At 66.6% G+C, this 26,315-nt stretch carries 28 protein-coding genes and 2 pseudogenes; 23 read left to right on the forward strand and 7 right to left on the reverse strand.

Going from position 1 to position 26,315, the window contains the following annotated elements; all coding sequences use genetic code 11:
• Nucleotides 1–63 precede the first annotated feature (63 nt).
• Complete coding sequence (locus L0C21_RS11805) at nucleotides 64–516, reverse strand: MerC domain-containing protein (protein ID WP_259278540.1); 453 nt, start codon at nucleotides 514–516, stop codon at nucleotides 64–66.
• 176 nt (nucleotides 517–692) lie between these two features.
• Between L0C21_RS11805 and L0C21_RS11810 the strand changes: the two genes are divergently transcribed.
• The 11 genes and pseudogenes from L0C21_RS11810 (at nucleotide 693) to L0C21_RS11850 (ending at nucleotide 8,971) form a co-directional block, all read left to right on the forward strand.
• Nucleotides 693–1,760 carry a COX15/CtaA family protein gene (locus tag L0C21_RS11810; protein WP_259278541.1) on the forward strand — a complete coding sequence of 356 codons (1,068 nt, stop codon included), beginning with the start codon at nucleotides 693–695 and terminating at the stop codon, nucleotides 1,758–1,760.
• Nucleotides 1,761–1,800: 40 nt separating this feature from the next.
• Nucleotides 1,801–2,136: a divalent-cation tolerance protein CutA gene (gene cutA / locus L0C21_RS11815; protein WP_259278542.1), complete on the forward strand. Its 336-nt coding sequence runs from the start codon at nucleotides 1,801–1,803 to the stop codon at nucleotides 2,134–2,136.
• A 42-nt stretch (nucleotides 2,137–2,178) separates the two neighbouring features.
• Complete coding sequence (locus L0C21_RS11820; protein WP_259278543.1) at nucleotides 2,179–2,571, forward strand: DUF2237 family protein; 393 nt, start codon at nucleotides 2,179–2,181, stop codon at nucleotides 2,569–2,571.
• Nucleotides 2,572–2,728: 157 nt separating this feature from the next.
• Nucleotides 2,729–3,193, forward strand: coding sequence for a 50S ribosomal protein L13 (gene rplM, locus L0C21_RS11825; RefSeq protein ID WP_259278544.1), 465 nt, complete (start codon nucleotides 2,729–2,731; stop codon nucleotides 3,191–3,193).
• Entirely contained in the window at nucleotides 3,193–3,675 is a 483-nt protein-coding gene (gene rpsI, locus L0C21_RS11830; RefSeq protein WP_259278545.1) for a 30S ribosomal protein S9, read from the forward strand. The genes rplM and rpsI overlap by 1 nt, the downstream gene beginning before the upstream one ends.
• 531 nt (nucleotides 3,676–4,206) lie before the next feature.
• Nucleotides 4,207–5,265, forward strand: a complete 1,059-nt coding sequence (locus L0C21_RS11835; RefSeq protein WP_259278546.1) for an acyltransferase family protein — start codon at nucleotides 4,207–4,209, stop codon at nucleotides 5,263–5,265.
• Between the two features lie 123 nt (nucleotides 5,266–5,388).
• Nucleotides 5,389–5,838 (forward strand): annotated as a pseudogene (locus tag L0C21_RS16905) (protein-disulfide reductase DsbD domain-containing protein); the annotation flags it as partial.
• Between the two features lie 531 nt (nucleotides 5,839–6,369).
• Nucleotides 6,370–6,978 (forward strand): annotated as a pseudogene (locus tag L0C21_RS16910) (cytochrome c biogenesis protein CcdA); the annotation flags it as partial.
• A gap of 126 nt (nucleotides 6,979–7,104) precedes the next feature.
• On the forward strand, nucleotides 7,105–7,572 hold the full coding sequence (locus tag L0C21_RS16915; protein ID WP_374940262.1) for a thioredoxin family protein: 468 nt from the start codon (nucleotides 7,105–7,107) through the stop codon (nucleotides 7,570–7,572).
• Between the two features lie 95 nt (nucleotides 7,573–7,667).
• Nucleotides 7,668–8,276 carry a thioredoxin family protein gene (locus L0C21_RS11845; RefSeq protein ID WP_259278548.1) on the forward strand — a complete coding sequence of 203 codons (609 nt, stop codon included), beginning with the start codon at nucleotides 7,668–7,670 and terminating at the stop codon, nucleotides 8,274–8,276.
• Nucleotides 8,277–8,422: 146 nt separating this feature from the next.
• Complete coding sequence (locus L0C21_RS11850; RefSeq protein ID WP_259278549.1) at nucleotides 8,423–8,971, forward strand: hypothetical protein; 549 nt, start codon at nucleotides 8,423–8,425, stop codon at nucleotides 8,969–8,971.
• A 145-nt stretch (nucleotides 8,972–9,116) separates the two neighbouring features.
• Here the strand turns inward: L0C21_RS11850 and L0C21_RS11855 are convergent, their stop codons facing one another.
• Nucleotides 9,117–9,992, reverse strand: a complete 876-nt coding sequence (locus L0C21_RS11855) for a THxN family PEP-CTERM protein (RefSeq protein ID WP_259278550.1) — start codon at nucleotides 9,990–9,992, stop codon at nucleotides 9,117–9,119.
• Between the two features lie 468 nt (nucleotides 9,993–10,460).
• Between L0C21_RS11855 and motA the strand changes: the two genes are divergently transcribed.
• From motA to L0C21_RS11880, 5 genes are all read left to right on the forward strand, one after another.
• Nucleotides 10,461–11,333 (forward strand): flagellar motor stator protein MotA, encoded by an 873-nt coding sequence (gene motA / locus L0C21_RS11860; RefSeq protein ID WP_259278551.1) that lies wholly within the window; start codon nucleotides 10,461–10,463, stop codon nucleotides 11,331–11,333.
• 131 nt (nucleotides 11,334–11,464) lie between these two features.
• The gene (gene argC / locus L0C21_RS11865) at nucleotides 11,465–12,514 is read left to right on the forward strand and encodes an N-acetyl-gamma-glutamyl-phosphate reductase (RefSeq protein ID WP_259278552.1); all 1,050 of its coding nucleotides are present in this window, start codon (nucleotides 11,465–11,467) and stop codon (nucleotides 12,512–12,514) included.
• A 19-nt stretch (nucleotides 12,515–12,533) separates the two neighbouring features.
• Entirely contained in the window at nucleotides 12,534–13,058 is a 525-nt protein-coding gene (locus L0C21_RS11870) for a gamma carbonic anhydrase family protein (RefSeq protein ID WP_259278553.1), read from the forward strand.
• A gap of 137 nt (nucleotides 13,059–13,195) precedes the next feature.
• A complete protein-coding gene (locus L0C21_RS11875) occupies nucleotides 13,196–14,404 on the forward strand; it encodes a DUF418 domain-containing protein (protein WP_259278554.1) in 1,209 nt (402 codons plus the stop codon).
• A gap of 219 nt (nucleotides 14,405–14,623) precedes the next feature.
• A complete protein-coding gene (locus L0C21_RS11880; protein ID WP_259278555.1) occupies nucleotides 14,624–16,645 on the forward strand; it encodes an elongation factor G in 2,022 nt (673 codons plus the stop codon).
• A 46-nt stretch (nucleotides 16,646–16,691) separates the two neighbouring features.
• Here L0C21_RS11880 and L0C21_RS11885 read toward each other — a convergent pair whose 3' ends face one another.
• The 3 genes from L0C21_RS11885 to L0C21_RS11895 form a co-directional block, all read right to left on the reverse strand.
• Nucleotides 16,692–16,940 (reverse strand): hypothetical protein, encoded by a 249-nt coding sequence (locus L0C21_RS11885; RefSeq protein ID WP_259278556.1) that lies wholly within the window; start codon nucleotides 16,938–16,940, stop codon nucleotides 16,692–16,694.
• Nucleotides 16,941–17,011: 71 nt separating this feature from the next.
• Nucleotides 17,012–17,743, reverse strand: coding sequence for a hypothetical protein (locus L0C21_RS11890; RefSeq protein ID WP_259278557.1), 732 nt, complete (start codon nucleotides 17,741–17,743; stop codon nucleotides 17,012–17,014).
• A gap of 238 nt (nucleotides 17,744–17,981) precedes the next feature.
• Nucleotides 17,982–18,344 (reverse strand): response regulator, encoded by a 363-nt coding sequence (locus L0C21_RS11895; RefSeq protein ID WP_259278558.1) that lies wholly within the window; start codon nucleotides 18,342–18,344, stop codon nucleotides 17,982–17,984.
• A 114-nt stretch (nucleotides 18,345–18,458) separates the two neighbouring features.
• On the opposite strand from L0C21_RS11895, the gene L0C21_RS11900 reads away from it, so the two are divergent.
• The 7 genes from L0C21_RS11900 (at nucleotide 18,459) to L0C21_RS11930 (ending at nucleotide 24,033) form a co-directional block, all read left to right on the forward strand.
• Nucleotides 18,459–18,740 carry a DUF3572 family protein gene (locus L0C21_RS11900; protein WP_259278559.1) on the forward strand — a complete coding sequence of 94 codons (282 nt, stop codon included), beginning with the start codon at nucleotides 18,459–18,461 and terminating at the stop codon, nucleotides 18,738–18,740.
• Nucleotides 18,741–18,759: 19 nt separating this feature from the next.
• On the forward strand, nucleotides 18,760–19,365 hold the full coding sequence (locus tag L0C21_RS11905) for an HAD family hydrolase (RefSeq protein WP_259278560.1): 606 nt from the start codon (nucleotides 18,760–18,762) through the stop codon (nucleotides 19,363–19,365).
• Between the two features lie 24 nt (nucleotides 19,366–19,389).
• Nucleotides 19,390–20,718 carry a DNA polymerase IV gene (locus L0C21_RS11910; protein WP_259278561.1) on the forward strand — a complete coding sequence of 443 codons (1,329 nt, stop codon included), beginning with the start codon at nucleotides 19,390–19,392 and terminating at the stop codon, nucleotides 20,716–20,718.
• A gap of 102 nt (nucleotides 20,719–20,820) precedes the next feature.
• Complete coding sequence (locus L0C21_RS11915; protein ID WP_259278562.1) at nucleotides 20,821–21,282, forward strand: RidA family protein; 462 nt, start codon at nucleotides 20,821–20,823, stop codon at nucleotides 21,280–21,282.
• Nucleotides 21,283–21,364: 82 nt separating this feature from the next.
• Complete coding sequence (locus L0C21_RS11920; RefSeq protein ID WP_259278563.1) at nucleotides 21,365–22,177, forward strand: glycerophosphodiester phosphodiesterase family protein; 813 nt, start codon at nucleotides 21,365–21,367, stop codon at nucleotides 22,175–22,177.
• Nucleotides 22,178–22,187: 10 nt separating this feature from the next.
• A complete protein-coding gene (locus tag L0C21_RS11925; protein ID WP_259278564.1) occupies nucleotides 22,188–23,366 on the forward strand; it encodes a GNAT family N-acetyltransferase in 1,179 nt (392 codons plus the stop codon).
• A gap of 337 nt (nucleotides 23,367–23,703) precedes the next feature.
• On the forward strand, nucleotides 23,704–24,033 hold the full coding sequence (locus L0C21_RS11930) for an SEL1-like repeat protein (RefSeq protein WP_259278565.1): 330 nt from the start codon (nucleotides 23,704–23,706) through the stop codon (nucleotides 24,031–24,033).
• Between the two features lie 195 nt (nucleotides 24,034–24,228).
• On the opposite strand, the gene L0C21_RS11935 is transcribed toward L0C21_RS11930, so the two are convergent.
• Nucleotides 24,229–25,197: a sensor histidine kinase gene (locus tag L0C21_RS11935; RefSeq protein WP_259278566.1), complete on the reverse strand. Its 969-nt coding sequence runs from the start codon at nucleotides 25,195–25,197 to the stop codon at nucleotides 24,229–24,231.
• A gap of 202 nt (nucleotides 25,198–25,399) precedes the next feature.
• Nucleotides 25,400–26,245: a pantoate--beta-alanine ligase gene (gene panC / locus L0C21_RS11940; RefSeq protein WP_374940263.1), complete on the reverse strand. Its 846-nt coding sequence runs from the start codon at nucleotides 26,243–26,245 to the stop codon at nucleotides 25,400–25,402.
• Nucleotides 26,246–26,315 lie beyond the last annotated feature (70 nt).

Below are 26,315 nucleotides of genomic sequence, written 5' to 3' on the forward strand. Positions count from 1 at the left end.
CAGCATTACTCCTGTTGGGGCCGCGCCGCAATCTTCACGGGCAGTTTCGCAGGGAATATGCCGTCAGGCCGCGTCCTGAAGCCGCGCGGACGGGGGACAATCACAGGTGGCCGCGGTCGCGTCATGCGTGCATACGGCCGCCCCGGCTCCCGCTCCGCTCTCTGCCCCGTGGTGGTGCAGGCCCCGCCAGTTGAGAACATGGGCCACCGCCAGAATCGCCACGCCCAGCACCGTCAGCACGGTCTCCGGCCAGCCGGCCAGGGACGGCAACACGCCGAGCGCCATCAGGCCGAGGCTGAAACTGCCGAGCAGCATGGGCGCCGCGCGGCGATGCTTCACCCAGCCCCGCCCCAGCGCCCACAGCGCCAGCACGGCGGCAATCAGCAGCGCATAGAGGTGGAATTCGTGGCTGGCGGGAACCGTCATGCTGACCGCCGACAAGCCGGCAACGAACACGCCGCTGGCCAGGCAGTGCACAAGGCACAGCCCGGACATGCCGATCGCCGATAGATCCAACCAGTCAGGCCTGAACATGGATAAAGCTCCTCACGGTAGCCATGATATATTATCACACTTGCCCGTCAGCAACCCTTCTTCCGCAAATATTCTAAAGTCGGCCCCTTCTCGCCGCCGGCACGCCCTTATGTCGCAGGGGCTTGGCTCGGCTTGCGGTTCCGCTTAGGTGACAGGACATGAGCGAGACCCTGGTAACCCTGCCTGCGACGGACGCGAAGACGCGCTCGAGCCGGCGTGCCATTGCGACCTGGCTGCTGCTGGTGGCCGGCCTTGTATTCCTGATGGTGGTGGTGGGCGGCGCGACCCGGCTGACGGAGTCGGGCCTGTCCATCGTGGAATGGAAACCCATCAGCGGCGCGATCCCGCCGCTGACCGATGCCGACTGGCAGGCCGAGTTCGAGGCCTACAAGAAGATCCCCGAATACCAGCAGGAGCATGCCTGGATGTCCCTGGAGGACTTCAAGGGCATCTTCTGGTGGGAGTGGAGCCACCGGCTGCTGGGGCGGCTGATCGGCCTCGTCTATGCCATTCCCTTCTTCTGGTTCCTGGCTCGCCGCCGCATCCCTGAAGGCTACAAGAAGCCGCTGTTCGGCCTCCTGCTGCTGGGCGGCCTGCAAGGGGCGATCGGCTGGTGGATGGTCTCCTCCGGGCTCTCCGAGCGCACGGACGTGAGCCATTATCGCCTGGCGACGCACCTTGGCGTTGCGCTGACCATCTATGCCGGGCTCATCTGGACCGCGCTCAACCTGCTGGCCGACCGCACGCGCCAGAACGTGCCGCCGGGCGTCAACCGCTGGGCCCTGCCCTTCTTCGCGCTGCTTGCCCTGCAAATCGTGATGGGCGCGTTCGTCGCCGGCCTCAACGCGGGCTTTGCCTTCAACACCTGGCCGCTGATGGGCGACAGCTTCGCCCCGCCCCACATGTGGGAGGCCGCGCTCGGCTGGCTCAACCTCTCCGAGAACGGCGTGGTGGTGCAGTTCGTGCACCGCTGCATCGCCTATGCGCTGGCCATCGTGGGCGTTCTCTGGATCCTTGCGGGCTGGCGCACAGGCATCGTCGGCATGCGCGACCGGGCCATGATCTTCGCCATCGCGCTGGCGGCCCAGATCACGCTTGGCATCCTCACGATCATCCATGCGGTGCCGATTCCGCTCGGCGTCGCCCACCAGGGCGGCGCTGCCGCGCTGCTGGCCGCCGCGTTATACTACGCGCACCGCGGGCGCAGCATCACCCGCGTGGCATAGGCCGCGCGGCCGGAAGGCAAGGCCGGGAGGGGGAGCGAGAATGGAAAACGGGGCGGAGACAGGCGTCATCAGCATCTATGTCACCTTCCCGGCCGGCTTTGCCGTCGAGGACCTCATCGCCTCCCTGCTGGACGAGAAGCTGATCGCCTGCGCCAACCTGCTGCCGGAGATAACCTCCCTCTACATGTGGGAGGGGCGCATGGAGCGCGACCGGGAAACCGTCGCCATTCTCAAGACATCGGCGGACCGCGCCGAGGCGCTCACCACCCGCATCCGCGCCGCCCACCCCTATGAGGTGCCCTGCATCGTCGCCTGGCCTGTTATTGGCGGATTTGCCCCCTATCTGGAGTGGGTGAAGACCCAAACCCAGGCCTGAACGGCCCAGCTCGAACGGGCCGGGCCTGAACTGGAGGCGCCCATGGCCTTCGATGACCCGGTTGAGCGGCATGGCTCCCCGCGCAACGTGCTGGGCGGCCGGCTGACGGCCTGCTCCTTCGCGCCGCGCACCGGCTTTTATCGCGACGGCTGCTGCAACACCGGGCCGGAAGACCTGGGGCTGCACCTGGTCTGCGCGGTGATGACCGAAGAATTCCTTGAATTCAGCAAGAAACGCGGCAACGACCTCACCGCCCCGCGCCCCAAGTACGACTTCAACGGGCTTGCGCCCGGCGACCGCTGGTGCCTGTGCGCCCTCAGATGGGTGGAGGCGCTGCAGGCGGGCGTCGCCCCGCCCCTGGTGCTGGAGGCGACCAACGAAGCCACGCTCCTGCTCATTCCGCTGGAGATTCTGAAGCGCCACGCGGCCGAATAGGGCGACCGGCCCATCCGCTGCCTTGCTGGTGGTATTATTTTACCACACAGCATAAACCCGCTTTATCCTTGACTTTGCGGCAAGCGTGCATCAATTAGCAGCCGGTTCGGCGACGGAAACTCCGTTGCCTTTGATTTTGTGAGCACCGAGGCACACCATGAAGACCTACGTCGCCAAACCGGCGGAGGTGGAAAAGAAGTGGCTGCTGATCGACGCTGACGGTCTCGTTGTGGGCCGCCTGGCTACGATCATCGCCAACCACCTGCGCGGCAAGCACAAGCCCAGCTTCACGCCCCACGTGGACTGCGGCGATAATGTCATCGTCATCAACGCGGACAAGGTGAAGTTCACCGGCCGCAAGCTGACGCAGAAGTTCTACTACCGCCACACCGGCTACGCCGGCGGTATCAAGGAAATCCGCGCCGACAAGGCCCTTGGCGGCCGCTTCCCCGAGCGCGTGCTCGAGAAGGCCGTGGAGCGCATGGTTCCGCGCGGCCCGCTCGGCCGTCAGCAGATGCGTAACCTGCGCGTCTACGCTGGCGCTTCGCATCCGCACGAAGCCCAGAACCCGGTTGTGCTGGACGTGGCGTCGATGAACGCCAAGAATAAGCGAGGCGCGTAATGGTCGAGAAGCAAACCCTTGAGGACCTGAAGTCCCTCGGCGCTGGCGACGGCGAAGCCACCGCCGCCCCGATTCGCGAGCCGCAGATCGACTCGTATGGCCGCTCCTACGCCACCGGCAAGCGTAAGAACGCCGTTGCCCGCGTGTGGGTGAAGCCCGGCACGGGCAAGATCACCGTCAACGGCAAGGACCAGGAAGTTTACTTCGCCCGTCCGACCCTGCGTCTGGTCATCAACCAGCCGTTCCAGGTCGCTGATCGCGAAGGCCAGTACGATGTGATCGCCACCGTGGTCGGCGGCGGTCTGTCGGGCCAGGCCGGCGCCGTGAAGCACGGCATCGCCCAGGCGCTGACCCGCTACGAGCCGGCTCTGCGCGGTCCGGTGAAGGCGGCTGGCTTCCTGACCCGCGACGCCCGCGTCGTCGAGCGTAAGAAGTACGGCAAGGCCGGCGCCCGCCGCAGCTTCCAGTTCTCGAAGCGCTAAGCGGTCAGGCGACAAGCCTTTACGATTGGAAAGGGCGTGGCCTTCGGGCCGCGCCCTTTTTTTTTTTGTGGCTGGGGCAAATCGGCCCCGCCACTCAACGAAAACACGAATGCCTCTAGATCGGCTTTAAACGCCCACAGAGAGGTTTTTACCTATCACCGCTAGGGTGGTAGCGGGCAGGCAGGGAATCGCGCTGTAGCATGCCCCTACGGGGCTTTACGGGGCATCTGGCGCGCCACCCTCCCCTTCTTCGCCTCCTCGCGGCCAAGGAGGGGCAGCATCCGCACCAGCCGCAGGGACGGTACGTCGAGGCGGACGCGGGAGCCCGCGCCTTCCTCCACGATGACGACCGGCAGGCAGGCGAGCCCCAGCCCGGCTGGCGCCTAAGTCCGGCTCTTCATATAGCAAAGTCATAAGCACGTTGATTTTACTAAATAATCTTTCGGCGGAGAACCAAACGGGGCAACCATCGTTCTTCTGGCGGCACCCGCGCCTTGCGGTTGCCGCCGCAACGATCAAACGGACCGATCCGTGCACTATCGCCCTGAAATTGATGGCCTGCGCGCCGTGGCCGTCATCCCCGTCATTCTGTTCCATGCAGGCCTTAGCCTGTTCAGCGGCGGCTTCGCGGGCGTTGACGTGTTCTTCGTCATCTCCGGCTATCTCATCACCAGCATCATCATCAACGAGCTGGAAGAGGGCCGCTTTTCCATCGTCCGCTTCTATGAGCGGCGGGCCCGGCGCATCCTGCCCGCCCTGTTCGTCGTCATGCTGTGCTGCATTCCGTTCGCGGCCGCCTGGATGCTGCCCTGGCAGTTCAAGGACTTCGCCCAGAGCCTGATCGCCGTCACGCTGTTCAGCTCGAACATCCTGTTCTGGCGGGAGGACGACTACTTCGCCACCGCCGCCGAGGAAAAGCCGCTGCTCCACACCTGGAGCCTGGCGGTGGAGGAGCAGTATTATCTCCTGTTCCCGCTGCTCCTGGCGCTGCTCTGGCGCTTCGGGCGAAGGCCGGTCTTCGGGGTGATCGCGCTGCTGGCGGGCGCAAGCCTGCTGCTCAGCGAGTATGGATCGCGGCACTGGGGCTCGGCCAACTTCTACCTCGCCCACACCAGGGCGTGGGAGCTGCTGATCGGCTCGATCTGCGCCTTTCTCCAGTTCCGGCAGCCGCAGCGCCGCAGCAACGGGCTCTCGGCCCTCGGGCTCGGCCTCATCCTGTTCGCCATTTTCCGCTACGACGAGACCACGCCCTTCCCCTCGGTCTATGCCCTTGCGCCCACCCTCGGCACGGCGCTCGTCATCCTCTACGGGGCAGGCGGCACCTGGGCCGGCCGCCTGCTTGCCACGCGCCCCTTCGTCGGCATCGGCCTCATCAGCTACAGCGCCTACCTGTGGCACCAGCCCCTGCTCGCCTTTGCCCGCATTTACAGCCTCAAAACGCCTCCCATCGAGATGATGCTCGCCCTCTCCGCCGCGTCGCTCGTTCTGGCCTATCTGAGCTGGAAATATGTGGAGACCCCCTTCCGCAACCGGCGGGCGTTCAGCCGGGGCGCGATCTTCCGGTCGGCGGCGGCCACTCCCTCTCTCTGATGGTCCGGCTTTCTGGCGCTCCGGTGTAACCAAAACGCCCAAGCGACGAAGGGAAGAGGCGGAACGATCGTAATAACCTCTGATGGACTTTCGCCTTTCACCAAACCCACCTATTCTTGGGCTATGCTGAAGACACTCTCTCTCGCAGGCGCGGTTCTCTTAACCGCAACAGGCGCGGCTCTGGCCAATCCGGTCCAGCGCGCGCACACCACCGTCGAGCTGTCCGCCGAAAGCGCCTCGATCGCCCCCGGCAAGCCGCTGACGCTGGCGCTTCACATGACGCCGATCCCCCAGTGGCACACCTACTGGAAGAACCCAGGGGACAGCGGCATGGAGACCACGGTGACGTGGGATCTGCCGGACGGCTTCAAGGCCAGCGAGCTGCAATACCCGACGCCCACCCGCCTGCCCTTTGGCGGCGAGCTGGTGAACTTCGGCTACGAGGGGCCGTCCACGCTGCTGGTTACCCTGACCCCGCCCGCCGACCTGAAGCCCGGCGCCTCCGTGCCCATCAAGGCCAAGGCCGACTGGCTGGTGTGCGACGACGAGCAGTGCGTGCCGGAAGGCGCGGAACTCACCCTCACCCTGCCGGTGGGCGACGGTTCGGCCAACCCGGCCAAAAGCGCCCTGTTCGCCAGCGCCCGCGCCGCCATGCCGACCCCGGTGGACTGGGAGGTGAAGTTCAACGCCGAGGGCGAGCGGTTCACGCTGGAGGCGCCGTGGTCCCTGCCCGAGACCGGCATCGAGCAGGTGCTGTTCTATCCGGTTGAGGACGGGCTCATCAGCTACACCGCAACGCAGGACGCCATGGTGCTGAACGGCACGCTGCGCCTCTCCACCAAGGCGGGCTACAAGCCTGACGCGACGGACCGGGTGACGGGCGTGCTGACCGTCAAGCTGCGCGGCGCGCCGAAGGCGGACGCCTTCTTCATCACCGCCACGCGGGACAAGGCCCTGCCCGCGATGCTTCCGCCGGGCAAGGTCATCACCAGCGGCGGCATGGGGGGAGGCCCGCACGGCGGCGGGGTGGACGGCAGCCAGAGCGCAGACAGCGGCAGCGCGGATACCGTTGCCAAGATCGGCCTGCCGCTGGCGCTGGGCTTCGCGCTGCTGGGCGGCCTGCTCTTGAACCTGATGCCCTGCGTCTTTCCCATCCTCAGCCTCAAGGCCCTGAGCCTCGCCCGCGCGGGCGGCTCGGAGCGGGAGGCCAAGCAGGAGGCCGTCGCCTATACCGGTGGCGTGCTCCTCACCATGGGGCTGCTGGGCGGCCTGCTGCTTGTCCTTCGCGCCGGCGGCGAGGCCGTCGGCTGGGCCTTCCACCTACAGGACCCCCGCCTCGTTTCCCTGCTCGCGCTGCTGATGACCGCCATCGGCCTCAACCTGGCCGGCGTGTTCGAGGTCAGCACCCGCCTTGCGGGCGCGGGGCAGGGCCTCGTCTCCAGCGGCGGGGCCAGGGGCGCGTTCTGGACCGGGGCGCTCGCCGTGCTGGTCGCCACCCCCTGCACCGCCCCGTTCATGGCAGCGGCGCTGGGTGCGGCGCTCACCCTGCCACCGGCGCTCGGCCTTGCCGTCTACCTGTGCCTTGGCCTCGGCATGGCCCTGCCGTTCCTCCTGCTCGGCTTCGTGCGCCCCATACGCGCGCTGCTGCCGCGCCCCGGCGCATGGATGGACACTTTCCGCCGCGTGCTCGCCTTCCCCATGTTCGGCACCGCCTTGTGGCTGTTCTGGATTGTCGGGCGGCAGGTGGGGCTGGACGCCATGGTGGCGGGGCTGGCGATTGCGCTGCTGATGGCGCTTGCCCTGTGGCTGGCGGGCCGCGCGCAGGCGAATGGCCGCCCCATGCGCTTCGGCTGGGCGACGGCCGCGCTGCTCGTCGCGCTGGCCGGCGGTCTCACCGCGCCAAAGCTGGGGGCGGAGGGTGCAGGCACCGGCAGCAGCGGCGAGCCGCAGCTGGCCGCCCAGGGGCTGGAGGTGCAGCCGTTCACCGACGCGAAGCTCGACACGCTCCTGGCCAGCGGCACGCCCACCTTCGTCTACTTCACCGCCGACTGGTGCGTGACCTGCAAGCTGAACGAGCGGGTGGCGCTGGAGCGGCCGCAGGTGGCCGATGCCTTCCGCGAAGCCGGCGTTTCCGTGCTGGTGGGAGACTGGACCCGGCGCGACGATGAGATCACCACCGTCCTGCGCCGTTATGGCCGCGATGGCGTGCCGCTTTACCTCTATTTTCCGGAAGGCGCGGCCAAGGACCAGCCGGTTGTTCTGCCGCAGATCCTGACGCCCTCGCTGCTCGTCGAGACCGTCGCCTGAGAAGCGGGCGGGCGCGCGCCTTCCCTTCGATGTTTCGTTGCGTTTGACGTTCCTGTTTCCAGCCCTTTGTTGAAAGCTGCTCAAGGAGCTTACGCATGAAGCCCGCAATCCTGCTCTCCGCCTTCGCCGTCACCGTCGCCCTCAGCGCCCCGGCACTGGCCGCGCCGAAGATCGGCGCGCCCGCGCCCGCCTTCACCGCCACCGATGTCAACGGCAAGAGCCACTCCCTTGCCGACTACAAGGGCAAGACCGTGGTGCTGGAGTGGAACAACCCGGAATGCCCGTTCGTGCAGAAGCACTACGGCAGCGGCAACATGCAGGCCCTGCAAAAGTCGGCGAGCCAGAACGGCGTGGTGTGGCTGACGATCAACTCCTCCGCCGATGGCACCCAGGGCAACATGAAGCCGCAGGTGGCCAAGCAGTGGCTCGCCACGCAGAAGGCCGCTCCCGCGGCCTATCTCCTGGATGAGAAAGGGACCGTCGGCCGGCTGTACGAAGCCAAGACCACGCCCCATATGTATGTGATCGACCCCAAGGGAACGCTGGTCTACATGGGCGCCATCGATGACAAGCCGACCGCCAACCCGGACGACATCAAGACGGCGAAGAACTACGTGACTGCGGCGCTGACGAGCGTGAAGGCCGGCCAGCCGGTGGCCGATACCGCCACCAAGCCCTACGGCTGCTCGGTCAAGTACAAGTAAGCCGGCGGGCGCAGGGTCCGGGGGCGCGAGGCCCCGGCGATGGCCCTGACGGGGAGACATAAAAGCCACATCTGGCGGAACCTTGCCGTTCCGCCATTTGCGGCGCTTCCCTTGGGTGCTACACCTCGCGGGTGGAGATGAGTCCTATGCCGTACAATCCATTCCTTCCCGCCCCTGTGCTGTCTGCGGTGGCCGCGCTTGGCCTTGCCGCGCTGTCCGCCCCCGCGTTCGGGCAGACGACGGAGCCGCAGCAATCGCCCGCGCCTCGTCCCGAGACCACCGTGCAACCGGCAACACGCCAACCGGAAGCCGCGCCGCAGGCGCAGGCCGCCGCCGCGCAGACGGCCGCGTCCAGCACGGAGCAGTATCAGCGCCGCATCCGGCAGGCGATCACGCCCGACGAGGTGCGCCGCGCCTGCGCCGCGCCCAACGGCAGCCTCACCATTGGCGACGAGATCGTGGTCTGCGCCGAGCGCGACCCGCAGCAGCGCTATCGCGTGCCGGGCGAGGCGGTGACGCGCCCGGTCGACCCGGCGCAGGACTCGCCCGTCGCCCGCGCCAACCGGGTGATGAAGGCCAACGATGATGCACCGGTCGGCCCCGGCGCGGAGCGGGGGCACGGCGCGCTCAACCCCTTCGCCCTCGGCAAGTGGCTGAAGGACATCACCGAGAAGGCGACGGAAGAAGAGGATTAACCGGGGCGAGTCCGCAGCGCCGGGCAGGAAGCCATTTCTTCTGCTTCTTGGCAGAGGGTCCCCCCTGTTTGTGCGCCCCGCGCACGCGGACCCTCTGCACTCCCTTTCCCTTGTACGGCTGGCCGCCCCTTGGCGGATCCGGCGATTACTTGCGGCGACGGCGCATGCCGAAGCCCAGGCCGGTGAGACCCGCGCCCAGCAGGGCGATGGAGCCGGGCTCCGGCACGTCGGAGGCTGGCGGCGGCACGATCTCGCGGGCGGTGACGGTCACCAGCGTGCCGATGTTGCTCCGCATGTATTCGCTGGTCCAGATGGTCGCCAGGTCGCCATCAAGGCTGAGGCCCAGGATGCCATCGGAATTGGCGAGATCGAACGACACCACGAAATCATAGACATAGCCGTCGATTTCGTCGGTGGTGAAGGTCATCGGCGTCGTGTCGATGGTCAGGCGGTCCGGGCAGGCGGTCTCGAACATGTTGCCCGTCCAGCCGCTGCCGTAGCCTTCGCAGTTCCTCAGGCGGCCCTCGTTGGGCGTCTCGAAGAGATCGATCGTGAAGACGTTGTTCAGCGTGAAGTTGAGGCCCGGCTGGCCGACAGCGGCAATCTCGATGGAGGACAGCAGGCTCATCTGCGTCGGCGCAGGCAGGCCGCCCGCCAGGATCGCGTAGTTGCCGTGGTAGAAGTTCGCGCCGGAAACGGACGCGCCGCCGGTGGTGACGGTGCCATGCACCTTGGTGTCCGCCGCCAGGAAGCTCTGGCCGCTGAAAAAGCTCGCGGGCGTGCCCCACTGCATCCAGCTGTACCGGCCCGTGTTCATCCAGCTGTCGGGCAGCTTCTTGCCCGAACCGTAGGTTTGGGAATTGGAAGGCGCGCCGTCATCCGCCCACACCGTCCCGCTGGGGTCGAACGACTGGTTGACGGTGAAGGACCACTGCGAGATCGGCGACGCGGCGGCAAGGCCGGAGACGGCAACAGTCGCGCTGAACGCGACAGTGGAGGCAAGCAACTTCAGTTTCGACATTTGACGGCACCTTTTAATCTCTGGAGGGTCTGACCGAAGACAGTTCCACCGATCGAAAAACCCGTTACATTTCCGAGATTAAGCAACGGCCGTGCCAAATGTTGAAACCGTAAGTGTTTCATATATTTAATAAATTTAACCATATTGGCATTTATGGTAAATGTAAATTAATTCGACGCCGTAACAGAAAACGGGGCTGGCCCGCCGTATTCGGCACTCGACCAAGGCGCGCCGCGCGCAAAAAAACCACCGGGCCGTGGAGGCGACCCGGTGGCGGGCCGGTTTTCCAGCCCAAGAGCCCAGAAGAGAGATGATAAGGATATGCTTCTGGCGCAGGCAAGTAGGCCGATGCCGCCCACCGTCAAGCCTCGCTGCGCGCAGGCCGGGCAAAACCGACGGATCGGTAACGTCCCTTTAAGCATAGGCCATCACAATGGCCGCGGTTAACCACTTGGGTCCGCGTGCGCCATGTTCATTATCATCGGTCTGGTCGTTGTCTTTGCCTGCGTCTTCGGCTCGTTCATCCTGGCCGGAGGCAAGTTCGAGATCATCGCGCATGCCGCGCCGCACGAGCTGATGGCCGTGGGCGGCGGCGCGCTGGGCGCGTTCATCATCGCCAACTCCAGCTCCATCCTCAAAAAGGCGGGCAAGGGCTTTGGCCGCGCCTTCAAGGGCGAGAAGTGGAAGGGCCAGGATTACAAGGACCTGCTGTGCCTTCTCTTCCTGCTGGTGAAGACCGTGCGGACCAAGGGCGTCGTCGCCATTGAATCGCACATCGAGCGGCCGGAGGAGTCCAAGATCTTCCAGCAGTTTCCGCGCCTGCTCGCTGACCATCACCTCATCGAATTCATCTGCGATTACCTGCGGATGATGACCATGAACTTCGATGATCCGCACCAGGTGGAAGACGCCATGGACAAGGATCTGGAAAAGCATCACGAGGAAGAGCACCAGGCCCAGCATGCCCTCCAGATGATGGCGGACGGCCTGCCCGCCATCGGTATCGTGGCGGCGGTGCTCGGCGTGGTGAAGACCATGGGCTCCATCGACCAGCCCACCGAAATCCTGGGCGCCATGATCGGCGGCGCGCTGGTGGGCACGTTCCTGGGCGTGCTGCTGTCCTACTGCATCGTCGGCCCCATCGCCCAGCGTCTGGGCCAGGTGCTGGAGGCCGAGGGCAAGTTCATGACGCTGGCCAAGATCGTCATTATCGCCCACCTGCAGGGGCTTGCACCGCAGGTGGCGGTGGAGATCGGCCGCCGCAACACGCCGAGCGAGCACGCCCCCTCCTTCCTGGAGCTGGAAGAGGCGCTGAACGAGCTGCCCACCAATCTAGCCTGATGGGCAATCTAGCCTGATGGGCAATCTGGCCTGACGCGCCAATCCCGCCATCTTGATCGCTTGCGCCGCGCCTGCGACGGACCTACTGTCGCGCCGTTTTCTTATCAGTTCGTTCGTGGGAATAACGGCCAATGACCAAGCTGAAGATCGCGGTGCTGGGCGCATCGGGCTACACGGGCGCGGACCTCATCCGCCTTGCGCTGACGCATCCGCAGATGGAAATCGTAGCGCTGTCCGGCGAGCGCAAGGCCGGCCAGGCGGTCGATGCCGTGTGGCCGCACTTCAAGGCCTATGCCCTGCCCGATCTGGTAACGGCTGAATCCATCGATTTCAGCGCCGTCGACGCCGTGTTCGGCTGCCTGCCGCACGCCACCAGCCAGCAGATCATCAAGCAGATCTTCGATGGCGCGAACCCGCCCAAGGTGATCGACCTCTCCGCCGACTTCCGCCTGCGTGACCCCGCCACCTACGAACAGTGGTACGGCAACCCGCACGCGGCATTGGAGTTGCAGCAGGAAGCGGTCTACGGCCTCACCGAGCATGCCCGCGAGACGCTGAAGGGCGCACGCCTTGCCGCCTGCCCCGGCTGCTACCCGACGGCGGCCCTGCTGGCGCTCCTCCCGCTGCTGTCCGGCAGGCTGATCGCCCCGCGCAACATCACCATCAATGCGCTCTCGGGCGTCTCCGGCGCAGGCCGGAGCCTCAAGGAGACCAACCTGTTCGCGGAAGTCGCCGAGGCCATGCACCCCTATGGGCTCGGCCACCACCGCCACATGCCGGAGATCGAGCAGGAGCTGGGCAAGGCGGCCGGTGAAGAACTGTACATCAGCTTCACGCCGCACCTCGTCCCCATCAACCGGGGCGAGCTGGAAACGATCACGGTGGAGCTGAGCGACGGCCAGAGCGCCGACTCGCTGCGCGAGGCTCTGGCGGCCCGCTATGCGGATGAGCCGTTCGTCCACGTGCTGCCCAAGGGCGTTGCGCCCGCCACCCGCATGGTGCGCGGCTCCAACCACTGCGTCATCAACGTGTTCCCTGACCGGATTCCGGGCCGCGCCATCGTCGTGTCGGCCATCGACAATCTGGTAAAGGGCTCCTCCGGCCAGGCCATTCAGAACTTCAACGTGATGTTCGGCCTGCCCGAAACCATGGGGCTGGAGCAGGCGCCCCTGTTCCCCTGATCCGCCGGGAGGAGCCTTCATGCCGGTCTACGCCTTTGGAAACCTGACGCCCCGCCTCGCCGACGATGTGTTCATCGCGCCGGGCGCGCAGGTGATCGGCGACGTGGAGATCGGCCCCGGCTCCTCCATCTGGTTCAACTGCGTGGTGCGCGGCGATGTGAACACCATTCGCATCGGTGCGCGCACCAACATTCAGGACGGCACCATCGTCCACGTCAGCCGCAAGACCCACGGCACCACCATCGGCAACGACGTGCTCGTCGGCCACATGGCGATCATCCACGGCTGCGAGCTGCAGGACGGCAGCTTCGTCGGCCTTGGGGCCACGGTGATGGATGGCTGCGTGATCGAACAGGACGCCATGCTCGCCGCCGGCGCCTTGCTGACGCCGGGCAAGCGCATCCCCTCAGGCCAGCTGTGGGCCGGCCGCCCGGCCAAGTATGTGCGCGACCTGACACCAGAGGAAATCGAGCGCCACCGGCAGGGCGCCGCCCACTACGCCGACCTGGCGCAAACCTACCGCACGGACCTCAAACTGGTTTAAGGCTCCGGGGGTAGCAGGCCCTTCCTGCATCCTTTGCCTGCCCTTCCCACCATCCCCCCGCGTGTTCGACTTGCACCCGCCGCGTATCGCCTTAACGTGGTACGATTGGGGACAAGCGCATGGCCGCGGAGGCAGATTTGGCCAGCACATCGAAGCGGTTCCGGAGCATGGATGCGCTGCGCGGGCTGGCGATTCTCGGCATCTTCCTCATCAACATCATCGGCATGGGCGGCAGCCTGCGCGGCGAGGAATATCCGCCGCTGCTGGGCTGGACGGGGCTCGACCGGCTGGCGTGGTGGGTCCAGTCGCTATTCGTTGAAGGGACCATGCGGGGGCTGCTTTCCCTGCTGTTCGGGGCCAGCTTCATCCTGTTTCTCAACAAGCTGGACGCAGACCCGGATCAGCCGCCGCTGAACACGCTGATCGTCTATTACCGCCGCGCCTTCTGGCTGGTCGTGTTCGGGCTTATTCACGCCTACGTGCTGCTGTGGCCCGGCGACATTCTGTTCATCTACGGCCTTGCCGCCTTCGCCCTCTATCCCTTGCGCGACTGGCCGGCCCGCCGCCTTATCGGCACGGGGCTGATCTTCATCTTCGTTCTGGCCGCATTGATGGGGGCCGCCTCCACCTTCGGCGAGGCCCCGCCGCCACAGACCCTGCAAGCCCATGCCGCCCGGTTTCAAGCCGCGCTGACGGCGGAGCGGCAGGCGCGCCTTGGCGGTTATCTGGACAATGCCCGCTACCTGATACCGCTGGCAACGGAGTGGAACCTGACGCCGCTGGTTATCTGGTGGGTGGCGGACGCCCTGGCAATGATGCTCATCGGCGCGGGGCTGGCCAAGCGGAACATCCTGCAAGGCCGCGCCCGGTGGCAGACCTATGCGCTGATGGCGGTCGTGGGCTACGGCATCGGCCTGTCGCTGCGCGTCTGGCTGTCGCAGCAGGTGACGGCGGCAGGGTTCGTCATGGGGCCGGTCGCCATCACGCCCGCCTATCAGATCAGCCGCTGCGCCACCACCATCGGCCACGTGGGGCTGTTTCTCCTGGTGTGGACCCAGGCCGCCCGCCACCCGGACGGCACCCGCCGCTTCGAGCCGCTGGTGTGGGTGGGCCGGATGGCGCTCACCAACTACATCGGCCAGACAATCATCGGCCAGTTCCTGCTGTTCTCCGGCTTCGGGCTCGGCCTGTTCGGCCGCTACGGCTGGGCGGGCCTGACAGTGCTGGCCATCGCCATCTGGCCTGTGCAGATGACGCTGAGCGGCCTCTATTTGCACTACTTCCGCACCGGTCCGCTCGAATGGGCGTGGCGCTGGCTCACCCGCGTGCCCTGGGTGCGAAGATGAAGGGGTGAGAGCATGGACGCCGCACCGCCTCTTCCTGCCGCAAAGGGCCAGGCCTACCTGACCAGAGACTCCCTTGCCTGCCCTTCTCTGCGGCAGGCGGATTCGCCGCTCCCACCGCCCCGCGCTATACTGTTCCGCAAGAGAGGCCACGCATCCCCGTGGCGCCGGCGATCAACACAGTTGCGTCACGGGTGCTGTCCATAAGGGGAAGGAAAAACCATGGCTTCATTCGGTACGGGGGAAGTACGGGTCGTTGCGCTGGTCGGGCCCTACCAGTCGGGCAAGACGGCTCTGCTCGAGAGCATCCTGGTCGCGTGCGGAAGCCTGACGCGAAAGAGCGGAGGCGGCGGGGGAGCCAGCGCCCGCCTCTATGGCGATGCCTCGCCCGAGGCCAAGGCCCGCACCATGGGCGTGGAGGTGAACATCGCCGAGGCGACGTACCTTGATGAACGCTATGTCTTTCTCGATTGCCCCGGCTCCATCGAGTTCTTCCAGGAAACGCTGAGCTTGCTACCGGGGGTTGATGCCGCCGTCATCGTCGCCGAGCCGGACCCCGCGCGTATCCATGCCCTGTCTCCCATCTTCCAGGCGGTCGAGTCCCTGCGGCTTCCGCACTTCGTGGTGTTCAACAAGATCGACAAGGCCCCCGGCTCCATCCGGGCGGCAAGCGACGCGCTGACCCAGGTTTCCGTCGCGCCGGTGCTGCTGCGCCACATTCCGTTGCGCGAGAACGGGCAAATCACCGGCTTCGTCGACCTGGCGGCCGGGCGCGCCCACGTCTACCGCCCCGGCCAGCCGTCGGAGAAAGTCGACATCCCCGCCGACGTGCGCGATCGCTACCTGATCGAGCGCACCGAGATGCTGGAAAAGCTGGCGGACTTCGACGACCGGCTGCTGGAAGAGCTGCTGGACAATATCGAGCCCTCCAGCGACGAGGTGTTCCGCGACCTGGCGCTCGACGTGCAGCAGGGCAAGATCGTGCCCGTGTTCCTGACCGCCGCCACGCTGGACGAGGGCACGCGGCGATTCCTCAAGGCCCTGCGCCATGAGCTGCCCGCCTTCTCCCAGACCCAGAAGCGGTTGGGGCTGACGCCCGAGGGCGGGCCGCTCGGCCTGATCCTGAAAACCTTCCAGACCACCCATGCGGGCAAGATTTCCGCCAGCCGGGTGCTGCGCGGCAGATTGACGGAAGGCGATGTGGTGGACGGCCAGCGGCTGGGGGGCATCTTCCGGCTGGGCGGGGGCGCGCTGGAAAAGCTGCCTGCCGCGCAGGCGGGAGATTTTGTGGGTATCGGCAAGCTGGAGAGCCTGCATACCGGCGACAGCCTGGGACAGCCGGCGCTGACGCGCTTCGGCCTGCTGCCGCCCGTCTACAGCCTGGCCATCACCGCCGCCAACCGGGGCGACGAGGTGAAGCTGACAGCCGCGCTCGCCAAGCTGGTGGAGGAGGACCCCTCCCTCACCTTCGGCCATGACCCCGAAACCGGCGAGCTGGTGCTGCGCGGCCAGGGCGAGGTGCATCTCGCCGTCGCGATGGAGCGGCTGAAATCCAAATATGGCCTTAGCGTCCAGACCCACCGGCCCCAGACGCCCTACCGGGAGACCATCCGCAAGGGCGTGCGCCATCACGCGCGGCACAAGAAGCAGTCGGGCGGGCATGGCCAGTTCGGCGACGTGACCATCGAGGTGCGCCCGCTGCCGCCCGGCACCGGTTTCGAGTTTTCCGAGACCATCACCGGCGGGGCCATCCCTCGCCAGTATATCCCGGCCGTGGAGGAAGGCGTGCGCGACGGGCTGAAGCGCGGACCGCTCGGCTTTCCGGTGGTGGATGTGGGCGTAACGTTGGTGGACGGCAAGTTCCACGCGGTCGACAGCTCGGACATGGCGTTCCAGATCGCGGGCCGCATGGCCATCACCGAGGCCCTGCCCCAGTGCGCGCCGGTGCTTCTGGAGCCGATCCTCGCCGTCCGGCTGCACGTGCCGTCCGTCTACACCTCCAAGGCCAATCAGGTGGTCTCCACCCGGCGCGGCCAGATTCTCGGCTTCGATGCCCGCCCCGGCTGGCCCGGCTGGGATACGGTGGAGGCGCACATCCCCCAGTCGGAAATGCAGGATCTCATCATCGAATTGCGCTCGCTGACGGAAGGCGCGGGCACCTTCCAGGCGGAATTCCACCATCGCGCCGAACTGGTGGGGCGGCTGGCGGATTCTGTGATCCAGCACCAGCCCGCGGCTGAGTAGCGGCGCGGGAAGACGGCGCCGCAAGCGCCAGGAGAAAGGGGCCCCGTCAGTCCCGCGGCTCGCCCCGACGCGAGTCCGTGCTCGCGCGGTCGTCGTAGCCGCGCCGCGACGAGTAGAACACCAGCGCCATCAGGCCGCCGCCGACCAGCACGGACAGAACCACGCCTGCGATCAGCGCGCCGATGCCAACGCCTGATATATGGACCTCGCCCATCGACCGCCAGGCCACAACAACGAACGTGACGACGGCGGCCAGCAGCGCCAGCAGCACGGCAACGATGATTATGCGACCCATCGAACGATCCCTTAATTACGCCATCGGCGCAGGCGCGCGCCCGGATACAGCGATAAACCGGCGAACCCGGTCTACCGGCCGGCCTCCTGCATCAGAACACGTACCATATCCTCCGCCGTCGCGCCTTCCTTCATCCGTCGCAGGTCGTGATAGACAACGCTCGTGACGATGGCGGTGAAGGCATAGACGAGGCTGGAGACGATAACGGTCGCAACGTCGGCAAGGCCGACAAAGTGAAACACCACCCCCACGAAGAAGCTGAGGAGCATGGAGGCGATCCACACGATCACCTGGTAGCCGAGCAGGGTCCAGCGGTTCTTCTCAGTCAGGAAGACGCTGCGCTTGAGCGCCTCCTTGACCGGCAGGCGCTCGACGATGGCAACCGGCATCGTCACGAAAAACACCAGTGAGAAGATGACGCCGGGCAGGATGAAGAAGAAAAGACCAAGGCCGATGATGGCCGCCATCGCCACCGCCACGACCAGGGCGTGCAGGGCCAGTTGCGCGCCATAGCTGAGCAGCAGGCCGATGCCCGCCGGGGGCAGGCCGAGCAGATGGCGGAAGGTGGGATAGAGCATCGTGCCGGCCAGCAGGTTCTGCCCCATGAACAGCACGAACATCCAGAGAATGAGGGCCAGGGGATTCTCGGGCGGCTGCCCCAGCGCCATGGGCGCTTGCAGGCTCAGCAACACGCTGGGCACCCCCACCAGCACGATGGACAGCAGCGCCGCCCCGGTCAGGTTGCGGCCCAAAATGGCGAAACTGCGCTCAACAATCGAAGAAAACTGAAGTTTTTCAGGCATGAAACCTTTCCTGCAACGAAACCTGCCCGGATTCAAGCAGACGGGACGCGGCATCTGCGCCCACGAGACGGAGGGGCGCATGCGCGGCGTCTTCCCCCACCGCCGCGCGAACCGGAGAGAAGCGGCCTTGAGGAAGCCGAACGGAGCTGTCAGAAAAAGGCAACGCGTGAGCGGGCAAGTCGCTGCGCGGGCAGGCCACGGCGAGCCAGGGGTGGCGCCTGGGGTGGTGCCTGGGCGCTCAGGCGAACTGGCGGACGGTTTCGATAAAACGCTGCACGGAGATGGGCTTGGCGATGTAGGCCTCGCACCCGCCTTCGCGAATGCGCTCCTCGTCCCCCTTCATGGCGAAGGCGGTGACGGCGATGACCGGAATGTGCTTCAGTTCCTCGTCGGTCTTCAGCCAGCGGGTGACCTCAAGGCCGGAGACCTCCGGCAACTGGATGTCCATGAGGATGAGATCCGGCTTGTGCGCGCGGGCGAGATCAGGCACCGCCTTGCCGTCGCGTGTGCGAATCGTCGCGAAGTCGTGGGCTTCCAGCAGGTCGCAGAAGAGCTTCATGTTCAGCTCGTTGTCTTCAACGACGAGTATGGTCTTGGACACGGCCTTCCCCTTGCTGCCAGCCAATCGCACGTCTGCGGCCGGCCACAGGATACTATTCCAGTCAGGGTGTAAACATATCAAGATTAAGGATCTGTCACTAAGAAGTGATTCGCAATGACCCGTGAGAAAATCGAGGCCGCTGAAGTGGTGGCCCTGCGCTGCATCATCGAAATTGCCGGGGACTCGGACCTCGGCCCCCGCTTTCTGGCCCTGACCGGCCTCGACGCCGACGGCCTGCGCGAGAGTCTGTCGCAGCGCTCGACGCTGGCCGCCGCCCTCGGCTTCCTGCTTGAGCACGAACCCTCCCTTATAGCGGTTGCACAGCGGGCCGGGCTTGAGCCACAAGAGATTGCAGAGGCTGCTGCCGCGCTCGGCGCCGGCCCCGCCGAATATTGACCCCCGAGAAAGCCCAACCATGCCCCGGCCGCTCTTGATCTGCGATTGCGATGAGGTTCTGCTCCAGTTCATCGAGCCGTTCGAGGCCTGGCTGAAGGGACAGGGCTATACGCTGGAGTTCAAGAGCCTGGAGTTCACAGGCAACATCCGCCACGAGGAGACCGGCACTCTGCCGGACCGCGCGGCCGTGCGCGACCTGCTGTTCCGCTTCTTCGAGACCGAGCTGGAGGCCGCGCCCGTGATGCCCGGCGCGCCGGAGGCGCTGCGCGCCATCGCGCAGGTGGCGGATGTGATTATCCTCACCAACATCGACGAGGCGCACCGCGAGCGGCGGGCAAAGATGCTGGCGGGCCTGGGCATGCCCTATCCGGTGCTCTCCAACCGCGGCCTCAAGGGCAAGGCGGTGTGGGAGCTGGCCAGCCGCTGCGCCGGGCCCTGGCTGTTCGTTGACGATCTGGCGCTCCACCACGAATCGGTGGCCGCAACCGCGCCGAACGTGCACCGGCTGCACTTCGTCTCCGACCCGCGCATCGAGGCCCTGTCGCCGGCCTGCCCCCATGCACATGCCCGCTTTAGCGTGTGGGAGGAGGCCCTGCCCTATGCCCTTGGCGCGCTGGCCCGCTGATGGCAACACGGTGAGCCCGCCCCGATGAACCCCTACCTCTGCCGGAACTGCCTGAGGGAGACTCCGTCGAGGGAAGCCGGCGCCGCCCGCGCGCCCACGATCTGCCCCGGCTGCGGCAGCCCGCGCCTCGTCAGCCATCCGGAGCTGGACCAGCTTTCCATCGCCCATATTGACTGCGACGCCTTCTTCGCGGCGGTCGAGAAGCGGGACCGGCCGGAGCTGCGCGACAAGCCGGTGATCGTCGGCGGCACGGGCGGGCGCGGCGTCGTCTCCACCGCCTGCTACATCGCCCGCATCCACGGCGTGCGCTCGGCCATGCCCATGTACCAGGCGAAGAAGCTGTGCCCCCACGCGGTGGTGCTGCCGCCCGACATCGCCCGCTACAAGGTGGTCTCCCGCCAATTGCGGGCGAAGATGGAGGCGCTGACGCCGCTCGTCGAGCCGGTGTCCATCGACGAAGCCTTTCTCGACCTCACCGGCACCGAGCGGCTGCACGGCGCGGCGCCCGCCCGCGTGCTGATGCGCCTTGCCCGCGAGGTGGAGGAGGACCTGGGCATCACCATTTCCATCGGCCTCAGCACCAACAAGTTTCTCGCCAAGCTGGCGTCGGACATGGACAAGCCGCGCGGCTTCTCCGTCATCGGCAAGGCGGACGCAAAGGCCGTGCTTGCCCCCCTGCCCGTTGGGCGCATCTGGGGCGTGGGGCCTGCCACCCAGGCGAAGCTGGCCAAGAATGGCATCAAGACCATCGGCGATGTGCAAAACATGCCGCTCGACCGGCTCCTGCGCGCGGCGGGCGAGGACGGGATGTGCCTGCGCCGCCTCGCCATGGGAGAGGATAACCGGGTCGTCACGCCGTCCCGCGAGCGCAAGAGTCTTTCATCCGAGACCACCCTTTCCACGGACATCTCCGACCCCGCCGTGCTGGAGCGCCACGTGCGCGAGGCCGCCGATACGGTCGCCCGCCAGCTGCGCGCCGAAAAACTGGCCGCCGCCACCGTGGTGCTGAAGCTGAAAACGGCCAATTTCCAGCTCGTTACCCGCTCCCGCCGTCTCGCCCGGCCCACCCAGACCGCCCGCGATCTTCTGGACATTGCCCTGCCGCTGCTCGCAACCGAGGCCGATGGTCGCCGTTTTCGCCTTGTGGGACTGGGCGTTGCCGTCTGTCCGCCGGAGGAAACCCAGGAACCGGGACTGGATTTCGGCCCGCCGCCGGACAACAGACGGCTGAAGCTCGAGTCGGCGCTCGATCAGGTGCGCGCCCGCTTCGGGTCCAAGGTGCTGGGGCTCAAGGCCCCGAACCCCAAGGCGGACCCGCCGCCGTCCGCCCGCAAGCCGGACCGGGGGAAATGAGCAGGCGCGCCGCCGATCTGGCGGCAGGCCAAGACATCTGCTAGCCCCCGGCCCAGTTGTTCCCCTATAGACAGGGGACGTAACATCTTTTTGGAGGATGGCATGAGCGTTGAGCAACGGCTGAGCGAACTTGGACTGACCCTGCCCGTACCGGCTGCGCCGGCGGCGAACTATGTGCCCTACGTCATCACCGGCAACCTGCTGGTGATCGCCGGGCAGCTTCCGCTCGGCCCGGAAGGAATCGCAGTGCATGGCAAGGTGGGCGACACCGTCACCACCGAGCAGGCGACCGAGGCGGCGAAGCTGTGCGCGCTCAACCTCATCGCCCAGATGAAGGCGGCGCTGGGCGGCGACCTGGAGCGCGTGGCCCGCGTGGTGCGGCTCGGCGGCTTCGTCAACTGCGTCGATACCTATGTGGACCAGCCCAAGGTGGTCAACGGCGCGTCCGACCTGATGGTCGCCGTCTTCGGCGACAAGGGCAAGCACGCCCGTACGGCCGTCGGCACCAACGTCCTGCCGTTTGATGTTCCCGTTGAAATCGATGCCATGGTAGAAATCGCCTGATCTTACCGTGTGATTGTCGAGACCCCGCCGCCTCGGGCGGCGGGGCCCTCGATCGGGCGAGCAGAACAGTCAAGTAGGGTTGATGACAAAACAGCGTCTGCTTCAGGACTATGCTTCGTGGCTCAAGGCCAAACCGTTCGTGCGCGGTGGGCTGGCCGGAGGCGTGGCCGGCGCTGTCCCGCATTCGCTGGCCGCCATAGAGCGGGCCATCAAGGCGGGCCTCGGCGTCGTCCTGGAAGCGCAGCTGACCTTCGACGGCGACGCCGTGGTATTCGGCGAGGCAAGGCTGGACCGACTGACGGACCTCAGCGGCGAGGTCGGGCAGTACAGCTCGGCCCAGCTTCAGGCGCAAAAGCTGAAGGGCACGAATGAGCCCCTGCGCTCGCTCTCATGCCTGCTGCCGGAAATCGCCGGGCGCACTCCCGTGCTCATCGACGCCTGCAACGCGCCCAAGGACCCCTTGCCGCTGTGCTTCGCCATCCGCCGCGCGCTGGAGGGCTATGGCGGCCCCATCGGCATCCTGGCGCGCCATCCGCGCATCATCGGCTGGTTCGGCGAGCATTCCCGCCGTGTCGCCCGCGGGCTGGTCATCAGCGACAGGCCCGAGTGGTCCTCCTGGCGGACGCGCTCCAGCCTGTGGCGCAACCACGCCATCCGCCGAACCCACCCGGACTTCGCCGTGTTCGACGTAGCCTCGCTGCCGTCCGTCCTGGCGACGCGACTGCGCCAGCAGGGCAAGCCCGTGCTCGCCTGGCCGGTGCGAACCGAGGAAGATCGCGTCGCGGCCATCGACCACGCCGACAACATCATTCAGGAGCCCGACCTCGCCGTCGCGACCGCGCAGCCCAAGGCAAGGCCGCAGGCCAGCCGGCCCGCCGCCGCGGCCCGGTCGTAAGGCAGGCGGCATGGCGGAGTGGACGCTGGAAATCGTCGAGCGGATTGCCGACATTCCAGCAAGCGATTGGCAGGCCTGCGCGGGAAGCGCCAACCCCACCGTTAGCCACGCCTTCTTCCTGGCGCTGGAGGAAAGCGGCAGCGCCACCGCCAGGACCGGCTGGCGGCCCCAGCATATCGTGGCGCGCAGGAAAAACGGCGACATCGCCGGCATCCTGCCTGCGTACCTCAAATCCCACAGCAACGGCGAATATGTGTTCGACCACAGCTGGGCCGATGCCTTCGAGCGCGCCGGGGGAGACTATTACCCCAAGCTCCAGTGCGCCGTGCCGTTCACGCCGGTGCCGGGCCCGCGCCTGCTGCTGCCGGAGTCGGAAGCGGGCTCCGAAGCCGGGCCGCTGCTGCTGGCCGCCGCTGCCACGGCGGTGGAGGAGGCCGGGCTTTCCTCCGCCCACGCCACCTTCATCGCGCCCGAACAGGTGCCTGTGTTCGAGGCGGCGGGCTGGCTCCTCCGCACCGACCAGCAGTTCCACTGGCGAAACCGGGGCTACCGCAGCTTTCAGGAATTTCTCGACCAGCTCGCCTCGCGCAAGCGCAAGGCCATCCGCAAGGAGCGGGAGGAGGCAGTGAGCGCCGGGCTCGATATCCGCTGCCTTACCGGCCCCGACCTCAGGCAAGAACACTGGGACGCCATGTGGCGCTTCTACCAGCATACCGGCGCGCGCAAGTGGGGCCGCCCCTACCTTACCCGCGACGCCTTCACCCGGCTGGCCGAAACCATGGCCGACAAGGTGCTGCTCGTGCTGGCCTACCGGGGCGACGCGGCCATCGCGGGCGCGCTCAACCTCATCGGCGCGGATACGCTCTACGGCCGCTACTGGGGCTGCACCGAGCACCACGCCTGCCTGCACTTCGAGGTGTGCTACTATCAGGCCATCGACTGGGCCATCGCCCACGGCCTCGCCCGCGTGGAGGCCGGAGCCCAGGGCGAGCACAAGCTGGCGCGCGGCTACGAGCCCACGCCCACCTACTCCGCCCACTGGATCAGCCACCCGGCCTTCCGCCGCGCCGTCGCCGCCTTCCTGAAGCAGGAGCGCGAGGCCGTCGCCGAGGGCATGGAATACCTCGGCCAGTTCACGCCCTTCCGCCGCGGCCCGCTCGGCGGCGGCGAGGGTGGCGACCACGACTGAGCGGGGTGTTATTTTTTCATTGGGATTTTCTTGCAGAGGGTCCTGGAGCCTCTGCACTCCCATTCATTTTATCGGGCCGCGCCCTGCATGAACGGCGGCACCTCTGCCGGATGTGGAATGCGGCGGAATATTTTCCTTCCCCCGCTGCGCCTTGGGGAAAATACCAAGGTTATTGCCGGGCCCCGTCTTGGGGCACGCCGCGTTGCGGGTTATGCTTCCGGCCGCATTAACCATTTATTCTGAACCATCCGCCAAAACGATACCGCATGCGGCCGCGCCCGGCCGCACGGTTGTGAGGCGTTCGTTCACACGGGTAACGCAACAACGGAGACGCGCAATGCCAGGGATGACCCCATCCGCCATTGCCAGCACCACATCCTCCCACCTTCAGTCCAATGCCGAGCGCAGCGACGCGGTCGAGCGCCTGCTGGCCGCAGCAAAGCGCGGCGAGGCGCAGGCCTATTACGACCTCGGCACGGCCTACGCGCTGGGCGAGGGCGTGGATATCGACCTCATCGAAGCCCATCGCTGGTACAACCTCGCCGCCATGGCGGGCCTCCGCGAGGCACAGGCCGAACGCGCCGCGCTGGCCGCGGACATGAACCCCGCCGAAATCGCCGAAGCCCAGCGCCGCGCCCGCGAGTGGCTCGCGGCGATCGGGAACTGAGGCTCTTTGATTTTCTGCCAAGGGGAAACGCATTCCCCTTGGCGATCCCCTTTTCGTTTTTAATGGGACGCGACCGTGATTTTACCGTGCGCCCCAAAAGGGACGCTGCGGTTGATGCCGGGTGCGGCCCGAAAAATCGAAGGGGAGGTTGCCAAGAGGGTCCGCGACCCTCCTGCTAACAAAAACACCCCCGCGCTACACCAGCCGCTCGCCTGCGGAGCGGGTGAAGCAGAACTCGCCCTGGCTGCCTTCGGGCCGGGTTTTGAGCACGCGGGAGACCGGCAGGAGGACGATGGCGCGCGTGCCTTCCTCCATCCGCGAGATCAGGCGGAACTGGCCGTCGTGCAGCTCCGCCAGCGCCTTGACCATTGGCAGGCCAAGGCCGGTGCCGCGCGGGCCCTGCCCGGTTGTCTCGGCGATCTGCTTGAACGGCTGCATCACCACGTGCAGCTTCTCGGGAGGAATGCCGGGCCCGTTGTCCCGCACCTCAAGGCGCATCTCGCCCCGGCGCGTCACCCACACCGAAACGGTGACGCGGGTGCCGGCCTTGGTGAACTTGATGGCGTTGGAGAGCAGGTTGAGGATGATCTGGCGCAGCATGCGCTCGTCCCCCAGCACCGGCGGCAGGCCCTCGCGGATGCGGCAGTCCAGGCTGACGTCGCGCTGGCGGGCAAGCGAGGCCAGCACCTGCATTGAGAACGTCACCACCTGCTTGAGATCCACCGGGTCTTCGTTCAGCTGCTTCTCGCTCGCCTGGATCTTGATGAGATCGAGCAGCGCATCGAGCAGCGAGACCAGATGCAGGCTGGAGAGGTGGATGGCATCGATATAATCGCCATAGATCGGCGGGTTGATCGACCCCAGCGCCTTGGAGCGGATGAGTTCCGAATAGCCGACGATGGCGTTGAGCGGCGTCCGCAATTCATGGCCGAGGTTGGCAACGAGCAGCGAGCGTTCGGACTGCACCTGGGAGAGCGCGCGGCGGGCCTGGTCCCGCTCGTCGGCCAGGCGGCCGGAAAGGGCAACGGCGCCGCGCGCGAGATGGGCGGCGCTCAGCCGGCCGACGATGGCCTCGCCCTCGCGCACCCACAGGCCCTGCGCCAAAGCCGCCTCGAGCGCCGGGTCGTCCAGCAGGCTCTCGACCGCCAGGCCGGCATCAACCACGGCCTCCCCCTCGGGAAGCCTGTGCTTGCCCGGACCCAGGGGTTCCATCAGCTGTCTGACCGTTACGCGCATGGCTGGCACCGCCATTTCCTCGGGCCGCGCGACGGGGGCAGGCGCGGCTTATGCCTTCAAGGCAGGAGTGTCCGCCGCGCCAGGTTAATTTTGGGTAAGAGATGCGCGTATTTTATGAATACGAAGCGCCTCAGCGCGGCCGCACCGGCAGATTGTCGATGAGACGGGTGGTGCCCACCCGCGCCGCGACGAACAGCCGCGCCTCCCGATCGAGCGCCTGCAGCGGCTCCAGCGTGCGGGCGTCGCGCACCTCGAGATAGTCCACCTGTTTGAAGCCGGCGGCCAGCAGATCGCGCGTGCCCTGGGCGAGCGCGGCGGCCATCTCCGCCCCGCCTTCCAGCTGCTCCGCCACCCGCCCCAGCACCCGTGGCAGGGCGCCGGCGATGCCGCGCTCCTCGGCGCTGAGGTAGGCGTTGCGGGAGGACATGGCGAGGCCGTCCGCCTCGCGCACGATGGGCGCGCCCAGGATTTCAACGCCGATGTTCAGGTCCTCGGCGAACCGGCGGATCACCTGCAACTGCTGATAATCCTTCTCGCCGAAGATGGCGACATCGGGCCGCACCATGTTCAGCAGCTTGGTGACGATGAGCGCCACGCCGTCGAAATGGCCGGGCCGCGCCGCACCGCACAGCCCCTCCGACACGCCCGCAACGCTGACGGACGTGGCAAAACCGGCCGGATACATTTCCTCGACCGTGGGCGCGAAAAGCAGGTCGCAACCCGCGCTTTTCAGCAGCTCGGCGTCCCTCGCCTCCTGCCGCGGATAGCGGCTTAAGTCTTCGTTAACCCCGAATTGCTTCGGATTGACGAAAATACTTGCTACAACGCGATCGGCATGGGCCTTGGCCGCCTCAATGAGAGAAAGATGACCCTGATGAAGCGCTCCCATTGTCGGCACCAGCGCAACACGCAGCCCGGCCTTGCGCCAGGCGCCAACCATCTCGCGCAGGTCCGCCACGGTGCGGACGATCGTCAACCCTTGCATGGCTGGTTCTACTCCCGGCCTCACATTGACACCGTCCGCTGTGTCGGCATTAACAGCGGGC

This window comes from Pedomonas mirosovicensis (genome assembly GCF_022569295.1).
Taxonomy (GTDB): domain Bacteria; phylum Pseudomonadota; class Alphaproteobacteria; order Sphingomonadales; family Sphingomonadaceae; genus Pedomonas; species Pedomonas mirosovicensis.

What these genes read in the sequence shown, in the direction of transcription:
- L0C21_RS11920 (WP_259278563.1), top strand. Translation starts at nt 21,365, where the DNA reads ATGACAAAACAGCGTCTGCTTCAGGACTATGCTTCGTGGCTCAAGGCC.
- L0C21_RS11880 (WP_259278555.1), top strand. Translation starts at nt 14,624, where the DNA reads ATGGCTTCATTCGGTACGGGGGAAGTACGGGTCGTTGCGCTGGTCGGG.
- L0C21_RS11855 (WP_259278550.1), bottom strand. Translation starts at nt 9,992, where the DNA reads ATGTCGAAACTGAAGTTGCTTGCCTCCACTGTCGCGTTCAGCGCGACT.
- L0C21_RS11870 (WP_259278553.1), top strand. Translation starts at nt 12,534, where the DNA reads ATGCCGGTCTACGCCTTTGGAAACCTGACGCCCCGCCTCGCCGACGAT.
- L0C21_RS16915 (WP_374940262.1), top strand. Translation starts at nt 7,105, where the DNA reads ATGCGCTTCGGCTGGGCGACGGCCGCGCTGCTCGTCGCGCTGGCCGGC.
- L0C21_RS11900 (WP_259278559.1), top strand. Translation starts at nt 18,459, where the DNA reads ATGACCCGTGAGAAAATCGAGGCCGCTGAAGTGGTGGCCCTGCGCTGC.
- L0C21_RS11905 (WP_259278560.1), top strand. Translation starts at nt 18,760, where the DNA reads ATGCCCCGGCCGCTCTTGATCTGCGATTGCGATGAGGTTCTGCTCCAG.
- L0C21_RS11850 (WP_259278549.1), top strand. Translation starts at nt 8,423, where the DNA reads ATGCCGTACAATCCATTCCTTCCCGCCCCTGTGCTGTCTGCGGTGGCC.
- rpsI (WP_259278545.1), top strand. Translation starts at nt 3,193, where the DNA reads ATGGTCGAGAAGCAAACCCTTGAGGACCTGAAGTCCCTCGGCGCTGGC.
- L0C21_RS11810 (WP_259278541.1), top strand. Translation starts at nt 693, where the DNA reads ATGAGCGAGACCCTGGTAACCCTGCCTGCGACGGACGCGAAGACGCGC.
- L0C21_RS11820 (WP_259278543.1), top strand. Translation starts at nt 2,179, where the DNA reads ATGGCCTTCGATGACCCGGTTGAGCGGCATGGCTCCCCGCGCAACGTG.
- rplM (WP_259278544.1), top strand. Translation starts at nt 2,729, where the DNA reads ATGAAGACCTACGTCGCCAAACCGGCGGAGGTGGAAAAGAAGTGGCTG.
- L0C21_RS11930 (WP_259278565.1), top strand. Translation starts at nt 23,704, where the DNA reads ATGCCAGGGATGACCCCATCCGCCATTGCCAGCACCACATCCTCCCAC.
- L0C21_RS11845 (WP_259278548.1), top strand. Translation starts at nt 7,668, where the DNA reads ATGAAGCCCGCAATCCTGCTCTCCGCCTTCGCCGTCACCGTCGCCCTC.
- L0C21_RS11915 (WP_259278562.1), top strand. Translation starts at nt 20,821, where the DNA reads ATGAGCGTTGAGCAACGGCTGAGCGAACTTGGACTGACCCTGCCCGTA.
- L0C21_RS11890 (WP_259278557.1), bottom strand. Translation starts at nt 17,743, where the DNA reads ATGCCTGAAAAACTTCAGTTTTCTTCGATTGTTGAGCGCAGTTTCGCC.
- argC (WP_259278552.1), top strand. Translation starts at nt 11,465, where the DNA reads ATGACCAAGCTGAAGATCGCGGTGCTGGGCGCATCGGGCTACACGGGC.
- L0C21_RS11910 (WP_259278561.1), top strand. Translation starts at nt 19,390, where the DNA reads ATGAACCCCTACCTCTGCCGGAACTGCCTGAGGGAGACTCCGTCGAGG.
- motA (WP_259278551.1), top strand. Translation starts at nt 10,461, where the DNA reads ATGTTCATTATCATCGGTCTGGTCGTTGTCTTTGCCTGCGTCTTCGGC.
- L0C21_RS11925 (WP_259278564.1), top strand. Translation starts at nt 22,188, where the DNA reads ATGGCGGAGTGGACGCTGGAAATCGTCGAGCGGATTGCCGACATTCCA.
- L0C21_RS11885 (WP_259278556.1), bottom strand. Translation starts at nt 16,940, where the DNA reads ATGGGTCGCATAATCATCGTTGCCGTGCTGCTGGCGCTGCTGGCCGCC.
- cutA (WP_259278542.1), top strand. Translation starts at nt 1,801, where the DNA reads ATGGAAAACGGGGCGGAGACAGGCGTCATCAGCATCTATGTCACCTTC.